Raw genomic sequence first — 13,011 nt, 5'->3', positions numbered from 1 at the left:
GCGGAGGTCAGCCGCCCGCCGGGGCGAAAGTCCGCCCGAGGAAGCCGTCCAGGCTGCGGCGGGCCGCCTCGCCGTGCGGACCGGCGAAGATCTCGGCGGCGTGGAGGGTGCCGGGCAGGACGGTGACCTCGGCCTTCGGGAAGCCGTGGGCGACCTCGCGCAGCTTTCCTTCGTCGGAGAGCGGATCGTCGGCGGTCCCCAGGAGCAGCAGTTCGCCGTCGTAGGCGGTACCGCTCCCGGCGGTGTAGCCGCCCAACGAGGCCAGCGGGCTGATGCCGGCGACTCCGGCGGGGCGGGCGGTGCGGTCCGTGAGCATGCCGAGCATGAGCGTGCCGCCCAGGCAACCGCCCACCCAGGCCACGCTCGTGGTGCCGCGCGACCGCAGCAACCGGGTCGCGTCGGCCACGGTCCGGCGGCGGTCCCCGCCCCAGTCGAAGGTGACGACGTGGTAGCCGCCGGCCGCGAGCCGCTTGGCCTCGGCCGCCCATTCACAGGCATCGCCCCAGGAGTCATGACCAGAGCACGCTTCGACTCACGCTGAAACATGGGAGAAGCATAGAGAGAAAGCATTGGTAAAAGCTATATTAAAAGGTAAATGGAAAGCTTTTCACCATGTCCACATCTGGCGATCACACAGTCTCCCCAGGTCAGAAGGTGCCTGTCTGGACGGTGGGATATCTTTGGACTGAGCTATGAGGAAGAGGGAAGGCGGTTCACGGTGGAGCCTGACCACGTAGACGAGATCATCTCGGCATGGGGACACGAGCTGCCCGAAATCGCCGGTCTCCCGCTGGAACTCGCCAAACGGACCGCCCTGTTGGTTTCGGCCTTCGACGTCGCGGCAAGTGCCGAACTGGAGAAGCTGGGGCTGACCCAGGCCGAGTACGGAGTGCTCGCCACCCTGCGACGGATCGGCGCTCCCTACCGCCTCAAGCCGACCGAGCTCACGCACGCGCTCCTGCTGTCCTCCGGTGGGACCAGCAATGTCATCAAGCGCTTGGTGGCCGCCGGCTACGTCACGCGCGCGGCGGCCGAGGACGATGCGCGCAGCAGCTGGGTGCAGCTCACGCCGAGCGGGGTGGAGACCGCCGAGGCGGCGGTCCGCGCCACCACCGCCGTGCACGCCCGGCTCGTCGACCGTATTCCGGAACGCACCGCCAAGGCCCTCAGCGAGCAGCTGCGGATCGCGCTCGCCGCCATCGAGGAAGGTGTGCTGATCCGCCGCTGACGCCGTGGCGTCAGCGGTCTGCCAGCCGGTCGCGCAGGTCCTGCGCCCGTGCCAGCAGCCGCGGCAACCCGGCGTACACCAGTTGCCCCTGCCGCTTGGCGATCCGCCCGGCGACCATCACGGTGTCGACATCGGCGCGGTCCATCGACGACACGACGGCCGCAGTGGCGTCATGGACCGGCGCCACACCGGGCTGGTCGGTCCGCAGCACGATCACATCGGCCTGCTTGCCCGGGGCCAGCGAGCCGATGCGGTCCGCCATTCCGAGCGCTTCGGCGCCGCCGAGCGTGGCGAACTCCAGGACCTCCCGGGCCGTGAGCAAGGGCGCGTCCGGGCCCGCATGACCTTGCAGGGCCGCGAAGCGCCCGATCTGGAAGGCGGCCCGCAGCTGCGTGAACATATCGCTGGGCGCGGCGACTTCGACGTCCACGCTGAGGCTGGGCCGCAGACCGGCGGCCGCCGCCTCGGCGAACGGGGGCAGGCCGTGGCCCATGGTCATTTCGATGGCGGGCGCGACCGACAGCGCCCCGCCGCTGTCGTGGATCAGCCGCAGCTCACCGGCGTCCATCCCGGTGCCGTGGATGAACACCGCCCCGGGCCGCAGCACCCCGAGGCGGCGCAGCCGGGAGACCGGGCTGCCGCCCCGGACGTGCAGGGCGGTCGGCACGTCCAGTTCACGGGCCAGGCCCCAGCCGCGCCGGATGGTCTCGTCGCTGCCGGCCTCGGCGTTGAGCGCCATGGTCACCAGGCTGTCCTTGGCGTGCAGCCTGCGGGTACGGACCCGGCGGGCGTCCTGTGCCGTGCCGTGGCCGTAGGCGAAGACGCTGCGCAGCCCCGAGTCGGTGAGCGCATCGAGCAGTGCGTCGGTGTGCTCCTCGGTCGGCTTGGCGATGTTGGAGATGTCCTGGACGGTGGTCACCCCCGCGTCCAGGGCGCCCAGTGCACTCAGCAGGTTCCCCAGGTGGAGATCGTCGGCGGTGAGCCGGGGTGCCAGGGTGTGCAGAACGGTCGCGAAGTACTGGTCGAGGGTCTGGTCGGCGCCGCTGCCGCGCAGCGCCGCCTGCCACATGTGGCGGTGGGTGTCGATGAAGCCGGGGAGCACGAGGCACCCCTGGGCGTCGATGCGCTCGTCCACCCCCGAGGCGTCGATACGGGGTTCCACGGCGGTGATCAGGCCGTCCTCGACCAGGATGTCGGCGGACGGCAGTTCACCGAGGGCCGGGTCCATGGTGAGGACGCGGCCCCCGGTGACGAGCGAACGCGCGGTGCTCATGCAGTGCCCCACCCCTGGGGCGGTGCCAGGCGGCCCATCTGGAGGTTCCAGTATTCGGTGTTGCGCCGGCAGCGGCCGTCGGGGGCGAAGAGCAGGATGTTGGTCTCCAGGAAGGTGACCCAGTGGTCGCCGTCGGCGTTGATGGCGGGGGCCCGCAGCGTGACCCAGAGTTCGACGGCCGCCCGGTTTCCGGTGACGACCGGGGTGCCGTGACGGCCGGTCATCTCGCTCTGGCCGGCGGTGATGTCGCGCCAGTAGCGGCCGATGGCCTCGCGCCCGCGGAAGGTCTGCTCCGCGACGCCGGGCACCGCCTCGTACACGGCGTCGGGGGTGAACAGCCGGACCGCGGCGGTGTCGTTCTTGGTCCGCCAGGCCTCCAGGTAGGCCTCGGTCCAGCGGGAGACATCGGCGGCGGTGAGGCGGCCGGTCCGCTCGGCGGCGTGTGCGGCCGGCGTCACCGCCGCCAGGGGCAGTGCGGCGAGGCCGGCCCGGAGCAGGGTACGGCGGGGGGTTCGGGGTTTCACGGGTGTTCGGTGCCTTTCCGTGCGTACGGGGTGGCGCCCGGGCCGGCGGGTGGGCGGAGCCGGGCCGGCCGTGGCGTCATGCTGCGTGCTGGAGGCGGAGGGAGAATTCGATGCCGTCTCCCAGCGGAAGCTGCTGGGAGAGGTAGCCGTTGCCGGCGGTGCGGACGTGGTCGGTGAACTCGGGCGGCAGCATCGGCAGGTTGTCGGAGACGACCAGGGAGCCGGCCCGCAGTGCGGGTTCGAGCACCTTGAGGACCGGGAGATAGAGCTCCTTCCATCCGTCCAGCAGCACCAGGTCGACCGGACCGGGAAGCGCGGCGAGCCGGTCGCGGGCGTCGCCGGTCCTGATCTCGGCGTAGGTATCGAGCCCCGCCCGCTGCAGGTGGCCGCGTGCACGGCCGGCCTTGCCGGGGTGCAGCTCCGAGCCGATGATGCGGCCGCCGCCATTGTCGCGCAGCGCCGCCGCCGCATAGAGCGTCGAAGCGCCGAAGGAGGTGCCGAACTCCACCACGAGGGCCGGCCGCAGGCTCCGTACGAGCTGGTACAGGAAGGTGCCGACCTCTGGGTGCACGGGCAGCGCGGCCTGGGCGCACAGCTCGGCGGCCTGCCGGGCGGTGGGCGGCTGCGGCCAGTCGGCCGCGGTGGCGTAGGCGCGCTTCATCACGTCCGGATCGTGGTGCTCGGCGGAACGGGCGATCTCTTCCAGGACGGTGCGCACCCGCGCGTCGTCGAGCCCGGTGGGTGGGATGGTCATCGCCGCGCCTTCCCGTCCCGCGCCGCGGCCGTCAGCGCGGGGTCGAGGTAGCTCTGTGCGTTGTAGATGGTCCGGTCGGTGTCGAGGATTTCGCGCCGGCCGTGCATCACCCGGGTGTTGTCGATCAGCGCCAGGTCGCCGTCCTGCCAGTCGATCTCCTCGGTCAGTTCGGTGGTGAGCCGGCGGAGTTCGGCGAGGAGTTCACCGGGGATCTCGGTGCCGTCGGCGAAGGTGATGTGCGGGGCCTCGTAGTGGTACGAGGGTCCGAAGATGCTGTTGGCCCAGGCGAGCCGGCTGCCGAAGAGCGTGGCACGGGCGGCGCCGGTGCGGAACGCGTAGTGGAGGGAACCGTCGTCGTCGAGCCGGAGGGTGGTGGACACGTTCCTGCCCACCAGCTCCTTCATATCGGCAAAGGTGATGTCGTCGAGTTTCTTCCGGCCCTCGGTCTGGTGGCAGACGAACGCCTTCCACTTGGGCTCCTCCACCCGGCGGCTGTACATGATGTCCTTGATGCCGAAGACCGCGCGGGCCGTGTCGCCGGCCGCGTCCCAGACGCGGTAGCCGTCGCAGACCGTGGTCTGCGAGCCCCTGGCGGCGGCCTTCTCGCACAGGAACCAGGTCAGGTCGGGGCCGAAGGGGCTGTTGCCGTTCTCCAGGTGGAGGCCGACGGCGCCGGTGCCCGCGTCGACCTTCTGCGCGACCTCCCCGCCGTGGAAGGAGCGTGCCGGGTCGAGGGTGATCCGGCTGGAGTGCGCCTTCACGAAGGAGGTGAACTCCTCCAGGCCGGTGTGGAAGCCGCGGAAGAGCAGGAAGCCGGCGTCGGCGAGCAGCCCGGTGACCCAGGCGGGGTCCAGCACACGCAGCGAGTGGTCCCCGGCCGGTTGCACCAGCCGGCCGGTGGCGGCGCCGTAGGGCCGGACGTCAGCGATCGTGGTCATGCGTCAGCTCCTTGGTGGTCGTGCAGCGTTCCCTCGGTCAGAGCGGTGCGGACGGCTGCCCGCACGGGCCTGCCGGTGACGGTGAAGAACCTGCGGTAGAGGCGGTCGCCGGCCACCACGAGGTGCGGTACGGCGACCCGCTCCACCTCGGAGAGATGCGCCTCGCCGAACTCCCGGACGGCCGCCTCGGCCGCCGCGAGATCGGTGGACCCGTCGACGAGGAAGAGTCCGTGCAGGGCGGTGAGTCCGTCACCGACCACCGCGACGGCGCGGACGAACGGGAGTTGGGCGTATTGTGCCTCGACCCACTCGGGAGCCACGTTGCGGCCCGCCGCGGTGATGATGACGTTCTTCTTGCGTCCGGTGATGCGGAGGAATCCCTCCTCGTCGAGGTGGGCCAGGTCGCCGGTGCGGAGCCAGCCGTCGGCATCGAGGAGGAGGCTGGAGGGGTCGTCGCGGGTGTAGCCGGCGAACAGCGAGGTGCTGCTCACCAGGAGTTCGCCGTCGTCGGCGATCTTGACGCGGACGTGCGGCAGCGGGCGGCCCACGGTGCCCAGGCGGCGGGCGGCCGGGGTGTTCCAGCTGACCACGGAGCTGTTCTCGGAGAGGCCGTACCCCTCGTGGACGGGGAGCCCGTGCTCCTCCAGGCGGTGCAGCAGACCCGGGTGCACGGGCGCACCGCCGCAGCAGATGAGCGGCGCGCCGGGGGTCCCGAACAGGGCCGGTGCCACCGCCCGTCCGCTCTCCGCGGCCTCGTCGGCGGCGGTGGCGAAGGCATCGACGAGCGCCGGTGTGGCGACCATCGCGGTCGGGCGGGACGCCGCCACATACGGCAGGGCGTCCGCCGCGGCCGCCGCTGCGGTGCCGACCAGGGCCTTGCCCGGCGGCATCAGGACGAGCGTCCCGCCGTCGAGCAGGACCATGTAGAGGCCGGTGACCTGCTCGATGAGCAGGCTGAACGGGACGAGGGAGAGGTAGCGGGTGAACGCCCCGCGGGGCATCACCGACCGCAGCGATCGCAGCAGTTCATTCAGCGCCGCCGCCCGGATCCGCACACCTTTGGGGCGTGAGGTGGTGCCGGAGGTGTGGATGACCTTGCACTCCCAGTCCGTCCGGCCGGCGCCGGCCGGCGGCAGCACCAGCGGCGAGGACGGCACGGGCTCGTCCGCGGACAGCGGCAGCACCGTGCAGTGCGGGCCCAGGACCCGGTCCCTCCCCCACTGCGTCAGACGCTCCTGCCCGGCCGCGTCCGCCAGGCACAGATCGGTCTCCTCCAGCAGGCCGGCGGCCTGTTCGGCGGAGAAGGCGAGCGGGACCGGCACCTCGATGGCGTGTGCGGCGATCAGCGCAAGGTCGGCGACCACGAATTCGGGGGTGTTGCCGCAGACCACACCGATACGCAACGGCCGGCCGTCCCCCTGCCCGGTCCGCTGGACGAGGTCCGCGGCCCGGCGGGTGACCTCCTGGTAGCTGAGGGTCCGGGCCGGGACGCCGTCCTCCCCCAGTACCTCGATCATCGGGCGTGCCGACTCACCGAACCTGACCAGGCTCTCCCTAATGGCCCGCATGACCGGCCACCTCCATGGCGCTGATGCTCAGTTGGAGATCGGTGACCGAATAGCGCCCGGTGGTGTCGGAGAACAGCCGGTCCAGGGCGTTCAGCGCGATGACGCCGACCTGCGGCTGGTGGTCGTAGTACGAGCCCCAGCGCGCCGCCTCGTCCGGGGACAGCCGGCCGGGGTCGGCGGGCCCGAACGGCACAAAGCAAATGCCGGTACGGCCCAGCGTCGTGATCAGGCTCCGGGTGACGGTGCACAGGATGTACTCCATGCCCAGGCACCAGGAGATGATCGGTGTGGCTCTGATCAGTTCGCGGCCGACCGAGACGCGGCGGGTGGCCAGTGCCCCCACCTCCACCACCCGCCTCCGGTCCACCGTGACCCCGAGGTGGGCCAGTACGGCGGCCTCGACTCCGGTGTCGAGGTACCGCTCGGAGAACAGTTCCTGCTCCCTGCCGAAGGTGAGCCCCGCACAGGCCAGTGGCGGGCAGGGCTCCGCCGCCCCGCCGCAGGCCGGACGGGCGACGATGAACGAGTCGGGCCGGGGCGCCACATCGGCGCCATATGCCTGGGCGTACACCTCACGAGCGAGGTCCGCGGCGTCCAGCCATGAGCTGGTCGCCCGGTGTGCCAGATCGATCTGCACGGTGCTCCCCCCTTCCCCGGCTGCCGTCGTTACTTGGTGCCGACGACCAGAGAGACGGATGAGGGCAGTGCGATCCGCTCGACGGTCTTCAGGCCCGCCCCGGTGAGCCACCCGGAGATCTCCGGCAGGCTGTAAGTGCGGTCGCCGGAGCAGGCGTACATCGCCAGGGAGAAGGCCGCGTTGTGCTCGTCGAGCTGTTCGCCGCGGACGTCTTCCAGCACCACGATCCGGCCGCCGGGCCGCAGCGCCTCGGCGGCTCGCGCGATCAGGTCCCGGTTCTCCTCGTCGGTGTGGTTGTGCACGATCTCGAAGAGGAAGACCACGTCATATCCGGTGCCGAGGTCGCCGCTGAGGAAGCTGCCGCGCTGGAGGCTGATCCGGTCGGCCAGCCCCGCCTTCTCGATCGCGGCTCCGGTGTCGGCTAGCGCCTCGGGCAGGTCGACAATGGTCGCGGAGAGACCGGGGTGCCGTTCGCACATGGCCATGGAGTGCAGGCCGTGCGATCCCCCCAGGTCCAACAGGCGCCGCGCCCCTTCGGGCAGCGGCACGGCATCGACGATGGACCGCACCGTCAGACGCGACTTGACCCGCATGTACGCGGAGAAGTCCCGCCCGGCCTCGGGGTTGCCGGCCCAGCGCTCCCACAGCGACCGGGCGGGCTTGCCGTCCCGTACGGCCTGCGGGAGATCCCACATGACGTTGGTGAGTTCGTAGGCCCACAACAGCGCCGGGGTGAAGTCGTACTCGGCGTTCTTGCCCAGCCAGCGTTCGGCGAGCGGGCCGTTGCGGTAGCGCCCGTCCTCCAGGGTGAGCCAGCCCAGGACGGCGGCGACGTCGGCCACCGCGCGGGTGCCGTCCGTACTTGCGCCGATGGACTTGGCCAGTTCGTCGAGAGTCTGGGGACCGTCCTCCTCCAGGGCGGTGAAGATGCCGAGCTTGGCGGCGGAGGTGAGCGCCGCGTAGCGGATGGTGGACCCGATCACCTCGTCGATCGGGTTGCCCGCCAGCTCGGCGTCGGTGGTGGTCTTGAACATGGCTGATCTCCTCGGGATGGCAGGTGGCAACGGCCGCGCGGACGGTACGCGGCCCGGACATGCCGTGCTCGCGGCGGCCCGCGGGCACGGTGCGGGTGATGGGACTGCCGAACGGGGACGAGCTTCAGCCGGCCGGGGAGCGGATACGCATGGGGGTGAACCGGCTCCGGCCGTGCCACGCGGGCGCGGCGAGGTGCCCCGCGGTCGGCGAAACCGCCGCCCCCGGGTGTCGCGGAACCCTCGGGTAGCGGGCCCGGCGCTTGCCCGCCGGCTTCGTGTGCGAGGCCGGTGCGGGGCCCGGCGGCAGTGTCCTCGGCGGGGGTGCGGTCGGGTGGGAAAGGTGCGGTGCAGGGCTGCGCGCTCAGGCGTGACGGAACGGCCCCGCGGCGCCGTCGCGGTCTCCCGGAACGCGCCGGCCCCGGCCGGCCCCGGCCGGGAAGCGCCCGGGGCCACGCCTGAGAGGAGATCGGGGGCCGCCGCGGAATCCGCGACCGCGGTTCCACCGGGAAGCGAACATCCGGCAGCCGCCCCGGTCCAGGCGTGACGGCTGAACGCTGCGCCCCGGATTGCCCTCGGACCGCGCGTCCGCGTACGGCGCCACGGTCGTCTGACGGCTGTTCATCGGGTTCCCTTCCCGGGCGCAGCGGCCTCCGTACGCATCGTGGACGGTCAGGCGGAGACCTCGTCGAACCCGACGGCCGCCCGGCCGGCCCGGTGCACGTGGGCGGTCTCGGCGATCCGGCGGCCAAGTGCCTCGGCGGTACGCAGATCGCTGGCACAGGGGGTGACCTCGGCACCCTCGTCGTTGTTGGACTGCGACATGGCGCCCAGCCAGCTGCCGAGCCGGTTGAGGTCCTCGGGGCTGCCGGAGGAGGTGTTCCACCCGCCGTACTCGGCGAGACCGACCCAGATCATGCCGTGCTGGGCGGCGAACAGCGTGATGTCGATCAGCGCGTTGAGCTTGTCACCCGCCATGTTGCCGCTGTTGGTGAAGCCACCCGCGATCTTGTTCTTCCAGCGCATGTTGTCGCCCCAGACCTGGCTGGTGGCCTCGACGAATGCGCGGAAGACGGCGCTGCTGCCGCCCATATAGGTCGGCGTGCCGAAGATCAGGGCGTCGGACTCCTGCAGCACCTCCCACAGTTCGTCGTTCAGCTCGGCGAGGGAGACCAGGCGTACCTGAGTGTCGGGAACCTTCTCCGCACCGGCCGCGACGGCCGCCGCCTGCTTTGCGGTGTGCCCGTATCCACTGTGGTACGCCACCGCAACCTTGATCTGCATGCTTCTCCCCCACCCGGGATCAATACGATGTTTAGCTTTCACTAAAGCTGTCCAGAAAGCTTTAGGTGCCGGTCACGCTATCCATGCCCGCACCCCCAAGGCAAGCGCCTCCGGACAACACCCCGAAAAGAACAGGTAAACCGGCAGGTCGGAATAGTTCACCCGGCCACCTCCACTTCCACCCCCCGGCCCGCCGCACGAGGAGCCGGACACCCCGTCACCACGACCGAGGCATCGACACCTTCGACCGGGCGGCGGAAAGGGGCATCGGGGTACACATTGCGGCCAGGCATGCGGGGGGGGGCGCCGCACCCCACCGATCGCTGACACATCGTCAAAGAGATTTACAGCGGAGGCACTTCACCACGAGAGGGCGGACACGACCTCACCCACGTCGCGATGTGACGCACGTCACATCATCCTGTGTCATACCGCGAAGCGGCCTCATTCGTGTGCAGGGTGACGGGCCCGCAAGGGGCCCGCCGCTACGGGGAAAGGACATCACGTGCGTAACAGGCGAATTTTCACCACCGCGCTCGCTGCCGCCGCGCTCACGGTCATCGGGCTGGGCGGCGCCGCTCAGGCACACGCCGCCACCGCAACCGAGGCGGCACCGGCCGCCGTCCACCACCAGGCCAAGCCGATGGACGGCCCGCCCGGAACCGTATGGACCGGCAAGAAGTTCTGGACCCTCAGCGGCTGCCAGGCGGCCGGCACCGACCTGGTCAGCAGCGGCAAGTGGGCCGACCCCTTCTGCGACGGCTCGGGCCTCCAGTGGGACCTGTGGGCCCGGCCCCTGTAAACCCTCTGCCGGCTGCGGCAGTTCACGGGTAGTCGCAGACAGCACAACCCGAACCGGGCGGTCCGTCCCGCGCAAGTCCGCGGTCACGGGGGGGGCGGCCACCCGGCCACGGGGGGGACAGCCGCCCGGCCGGTCACGAGGGGGACGGCCGGGCGGCCGCCGACTCGGCGACGCCCGGCTCCTGGTCATCCCCGGGGTCCGGCGGCACCGGCGGGAATGTGCGCGAGGGCCGCACTCGACACGCGATACCGGCCGTTCGGCGCCTCGCCGAGGGTGACATGGACGGTCAGCGGACCCGCCCATTCATATCCGCGCTCGGCGGCGTGCCGGTCCAGCACATCGGTCAGATGCCGCCCCACCTGCCCGCCCCGTGCAGCCAGTTCATCGTGCACCCGTGGTGCGAGCTCGACGGTGTAGTCATTGGGCACGAGGACGCGGCTCTGGCTGCAGACGACCGCATGCTCATCGCACTCCTGCCGCAATGCGTCGAAGAGCTGAACCGGGTCGGTCCGGAAAATCTTGGCCAGCAGCGCGCGCTCGCATTCCTCCACCACACGTTCCCAACGCATCAGCCATCCCATGGAGATCGTCTGCCCTGGGGCGGGGTGCGCATGCAGGCAGGATGCCGGTCCTGGCTCGTCGGAGGCCCGCAAGAGCCGAGGGGGTGGGCCGGCCGGCCACCAGGAAATTCCTTGGCCCCCCTTGCACCGACAGTCACAATGGGCTGGTGCCGATCATGACATTCCCGGAACCCGGTGTCCCGCCCGCGCTGCGTACGCAGGTGGCGGAGCTGCGAGACGAGGCCTGGCCACCGGACTCCTCTTCGGCGCCCGGTACGTTCGCCCACGACCCGGCCCTGCAGCCGGTGTCGATGCTGCTCGTCGACGGTGTCACGGTGCTCGCCGCCCTGGACATCCTCACCAAACACCTCGTTCATGACGGCGAGCACTACCGGGCCGCGGGATTGAGCACAGTGGTGGCCCGTGGCTCCGCCCGCGGCCAGGGCCACGGTCGGCGTCTGGTGACGGCCGCCCACGAGGCAATGGCGGCAAGCGGACCGGACCTCGGTCTGTTCACCTGCGACCGCCCGCTCCGGCCCTTCTACGAAAGCGCGGGCTGGCACCATCTGCCCGGCACGGTGCTGATCGGCGGCACGCCCCTGGCCCCGTTCCCCAGTGACCAACCCGGCTTCGACAAGGTCGCCATGGCCGACTTCTTCTCGCCCCGCAGCCGGCGGCACCGCTCCGCCTTCCTGCACTCCCGCATCGAGTTGTACCCGGGCGAGATCGACAAGCTCTGGTGATCCTTGATGACGCGGGAGCGCCCGGGCGGAGTACATAGCGTCCGAACCGCCGGAATGCGGAGGATTCCATGGTCAGTCACGGGGACCATGCACGAGCACCCGTCAGGAACGCAGCGAGGGAAAACCTCCAAAACCACCCTGCCAACACTGTGCCCGCCGAAACGATCACGGGGAGGTGTGCAGGCGCAGACTGGCAGACGCGGTCCGTGCTCCGGTGACGGCCGCTTCTCCATCGCGACGAACTGGATGAACCGGACGAACTGAAGGACGTGCGTCATGAGCGAACGTGTCATCACCCCGCGCAGCCGCGGATTCCTCTTCCTCGACTCCCATCCGGCCGGCTGCGCGCGCCTGGTGCACGACATGTGGCAGGCCGCCCCCTCGCCCGCCCATGTCCCGGACGACGCCCCGGTGGCGCTCGTCGTCGGCTCCTCGGCCGGGTACGGACTGGCCGCGACGATCGCCGGCCTCGCCCGGACGGGAATCCGCGGCATCGGCGTCTGCTTCGAGAAGGCCCCCACCGAGCGCCGCACCGCCACGGCCGGCTGGTACCGCACCGCCGCCACCGCTGAACTCGCCCGACGGCACGGCCAGGAGATGGTGTTCCTCAACGGCGACGCGTTCTCCGACGAGATGAAGGAGCAGGTCGCCGATCTCCTCCGACAGCGATTCGGCCGGCTGGACCACCTGATCTACTCGGTTGCCGCCCCCCGGCGCACCGACCCGGAGACCGGTGCCACCTACACCTCGGTCCTCAAGCCCATCGGCGAGCCGTACCGCACCAAGACCCTCGTCTTCGACGGTGACGGAAATCCCGAGGTCAAGGAGGTGGAGACTCCGCCGGCCGAGGGCGACGACATCGAGCAGACCGTGGCGGTGATGGGTGGCGCGGACTGGGAACGGTGGGTCGACCACCTCGCCGACCGCGGTCTGCTCGCCGACGGATTCACCACGGCAGCCCTGTCGTACATCGGCTCCCCCCTGACGGACGGGATCTACCGGCAGGGCACGATCGGCGCCGCCAAATCCCATCTCGAGGCCACCGCCAGGGCGCTCGACGAGCGTCTCGACAAGCTGGTCGGCGGCCGCGCGGTGACCTCCGTCAACGGCGCGGCGGTCACGCAGTCCTCCACCGCCATCCCCGGCCTCGCCCTCTACGTCGGCCTGCTGCGCGGCGCGCTCGGCGAGGCCATGGTGCCGCCGGTTGCACAGCTGGCCGACCTGTGGGACCAACTGACCGGCGTCCGCCCGCTCGACACTGATGAGGACGGCAGGGTCCGTCTCGACGGCTGGGAACTCAACAGCGCGGTCCAGGCCGCCGTCACCGAAAGGTGGGAGTCGGCCACCACCGAGACCATCACCCGCCTCGCCGACCTCGACTGGTTCCGTGCCGAGGTCCAGCGCCTCTACGGTTTCGCGGTACCGGGCATCGACTACACGGCCCCGACCGCGGTTCAGGTTCCCTGGCCGGACGCCACTTCCTGACCGATCCCGGGAAACCACCGAGACCGCCGAGACCGCCGAGACCGCCGAGACCGCCGAAGCCAACGACGTCTCCGACACCACCGACCGGAATTCTTGTGTGGTGGGTTTGCTGCTGTGGCCGCCCGCGGCCCTTGCCGGCGCGAGCTGACGGGAGCCGACATGAGCCGAGGGGAAAGGCGACTTC

The 13,011-nt window shown here is 70.9% G+C and carries 14 protein-coding genes; 4 read left to right on the top strand and 10 right to left on the bottom strand.

Annotation, left to right across the window (positions count from 1 at the left end):
- Positions 1-7 precede the first annotated feature (7 nt).
- Positions 8-406, bottom strand: a complete 399-nt coding sequence (locus tag OHS81_RS36280; RefSeq protein ID WP_328390450.1) for a hypothetical protein — start codon at positions 404-406, stop codon at positions 8-10.
- Positions 407-718: 312 nt separating this feature from the next.
- Between OHS81_RS36280 and OHS81_RS36275 the strand changes: the two genes are divergently transcribed.
- Positions 719-1,228: a MarR family winged helix-turn-helix transcriptional regulator gene (locus OHS81_RS36275; RefSeq protein WP_328390448.1), complete on the top strand. Its 510-nt coding sequence runs from the start codon at positions 719-721 to the stop codon at positions 1,226-1,228.
- Between the two features lie 10 nt (positions 1,229-1,238).
- Here OHS81_RS36275 and OHS81_RS36270 read toward each other — a convergent pair whose 3' ends face one another.
- The 8 genes from OHS81_RS36270 to OHS81_RS36235 all read right to left on the bottom strand — a co-directional run bounded on the left by OHS81_RS36270 (position 1,239) and on the right by OHS81_RS36235 (position 9,237).
- On the bottom strand, positions 1,239-2,501 hold the full coding sequence (locus OHS81_RS36270; protein WP_328390446.1) for an amidohydrolase family protein: 1,263 nt from the start codon (positions 2,499-2,501) through the stop codon (positions 1,239-1,241).
- Positions 2,498-3,025: a nuclear transport factor 2 family protein gene (locus OHS81_RS36265; protein ID WP_328390444.1), complete on the bottom strand. Its 528-nt coding sequence runs from the start codon at positions 3,023-3,025 to the stop codon at positions 2,498-2,500. The genes OHS81_RS36270 and OHS81_RS36265 overlap by 4 nt, the downstream gene beginning before the upstream one ends.
- A gap of 76 nt (positions 3,026-3,101) precedes the next feature.
- A complete protein-coding gene (locus OHS81_RS36260) occupies positions 3,102-3,779 on the bottom strand; it encodes an O-methyltransferase (RefSeq protein ID WP_328390443.1) in 678 nt (225 codons plus the stop codon).
- Positions 3,776-4,717: a TauD/TfdA family dioxygenase gene (locus OHS81_RS36255; protein ID WP_328390441.1), complete on the bottom strand. Its 942-nt coding sequence runs from the start codon at positions 4,715-4,717 to the stop codon at positions 3,776-3,778. Before OHS81_RS36255 ends, OHS81_RS36260 begins: the two co-directional genes overlap by 4 nt.
- Entirely contained in the window at positions 4,714-6,285 is a 1,572-nt protein-coding gene (locus tag OHS81_RS36250) for an AMP-binding protein (RefSeq protein ID WP_328390439.1), read from the bottom strand. The genes OHS81_RS36255 and OHS81_RS36250 overlap by 4 nt, the downstream gene beginning before the upstream one ends.
- Positions 6,272-6,922: a thermostable hemolysin gene (locus OHS81_RS36245; RefSeq protein WP_328390437.1), complete on the bottom strand. Its 651-nt coding sequence runs from the start codon at positions 6,920-6,922 to the stop codon at positions 6,272-6,274. The genes OHS81_RS36250 and OHS81_RS36245 overlap by 14 nt, the downstream gene beginning before the upstream one ends.
- 29 nt (positions 6,923-6,951) lie before the next feature.
- Positions 6,952-7,956, bottom strand: coding sequence for a methyltransferase (locus OHS81_RS36240; RefSeq protein WP_328390435.1), 1,005 nt, complete (start codon positions 7,954-7,956; stop codon positions 6,952-6,954).
- Positions 7,957-8,625: 669 nt separating this feature from the next.
- The gene (locus tag OHS81_RS36235; protein WP_328390434.1) at positions 8,626-9,237 is read right to left on the bottom strand and encodes a flavodoxin family protein; all 612 of its coding nucleotides are present in this window, start codon (positions 9,235-9,237) and stop codon (positions 8,626-8,628) included.
- A gap of 505 nt (positions 9,238-9,742) precedes the next feature.
- Between OHS81_RS36235 and OHS81_RS36230 the strand changes: the two genes are divergently transcribed.
- Positions 9,743-10,039, top strand: coding sequence for a hypothetical protein (locus tag OHS81_RS36230; protein WP_328390432.1), 297 nt, complete (start codon positions 9,743-9,745; stop codon positions 10,037-10,039).
- Positions 10,040-10,224: 185 nt separating this feature from the next.
- On the opposite strand, the gene OHS81_RS36225 is transcribed toward OHS81_RS36230, so the two are convergent.
- Positions 10,225-10,608, bottom strand: a complete 384-nt coding sequence (locus OHS81_RS36225; RefSeq protein WP_443058818.1) for a DUF3662 domain-containing protein — start codon at positions 10,606-10,608, stop codon at positions 10,225-10,227.
- A gap of 167 nt (positions 10,609-10,775) precedes the next feature.
- On the opposite strand from OHS81_RS36225, the gene OHS81_RS36220 reads away from it, so the two are divergent.
- Both OHS81_RS36220 and fabV read left to right on the top strand, forming a co-directional pair.
- Entirely contained in the window at positions 10,776-11,342 is a 567-nt protein-coding gene (locus OHS81_RS36220) for a GNAT family N-acetyltransferase (protein ID WP_328391678.1), read from the top strand.
- Between the two features lie 276 nt (positions 11,343-11,618).
- Positions 11,619-12,827 (top strand): enoyl-[acyl-carrier-protein] reductase FabV, encoded by a 1,209-nt coding sequence (gene fabV, locus OHS81_RS36215; RefSeq protein WP_328390428.1) that lies wholly within the window; start codon positions 11,619-11,621, stop codon positions 12,825-12,827.
- Positions 12,828-13,011: the final 184 nt, after the last annotated feature.

The sequence above is a fragment of the Streptomyces sp. NBC_00400 genome (genome assembly GCF_036048035.1).
Taxonomy (GTDB): domain Bacteria; phylum Actinomycetota; class Actinomycetes; order Streptomycetales; family Streptomycetaceae; genus Streptomyces.
This window is presented reverse-complemented; position numbering and strand designations above follow the sequence as displayed.

Excerpts from the sequence above, each read along its gene's own strand:
- OHS81_RS36260 (WP_328390443.1), bottom strand. The coding sequence starts at position 3,779 with ATGACCATCCCACCCACCGGGCTCGACGACGCGCGGGTGCGCACCGTC.
- OHS81_RS36220 (WP_328391678.1), top strand. The coding sequence starts at position 10,776 with ATGACATTCCCGGAACCCGGTGTCCCGCCCGCGCTGCGTACGCAGGTG.
- OHS81_RS36255 (WP_328390441.1), bottom strand. The coding sequence starts at position 4,717 with ATGACCACGATCGCTGACGTCCGGCCCTACGGCGCCGCCACCGGCCGG.
- OHS81_RS36270 (WP_328390446.1), bottom strand. The coding sequence starts at position 2,501 with ATGAGCACCGCGCGTTCGCTCGTCACCGGGGGCCGCGTCCTCACCATG.
- OHS81_RS36250 (WP_328390439.1), bottom strand. The coding sequence starts at position 6,285 with ATGCGGGCCATTAGGGAGAGCCTGGTCAGGTTCGGTGAGTCGGCACGC.
- fabV (WP_328390428.1), top strand. The coding sequence starts at position 11,619 with ATGAGCGAACGTGTCATCACCCCGCGCAGCCGCGGATTCCTCTTCCTC.
- OHS81_RS36240 (WP_328390435.1), bottom strand. The coding sequence starts at position 7,956 with ATGTTCAAGACCACCACCGACGCCGAGCTGGCGGGCAACCCGATCGAC.
- OHS81_RS36225 (WP_443058818.1), bottom strand. The coding sequence starts at position 10,608 with ATGCGTTGGGAACGTGTGGTGGAGGAATGCGAGCGCGCGCTGCTGGCC.
- OHS81_RS36235 (WP_328390434.1), bottom strand. The coding sequence starts at position 9,237 with ATGCAGATCAAGGTTGCGGTGGCGTACCACAGTGGATACGGGCACACC.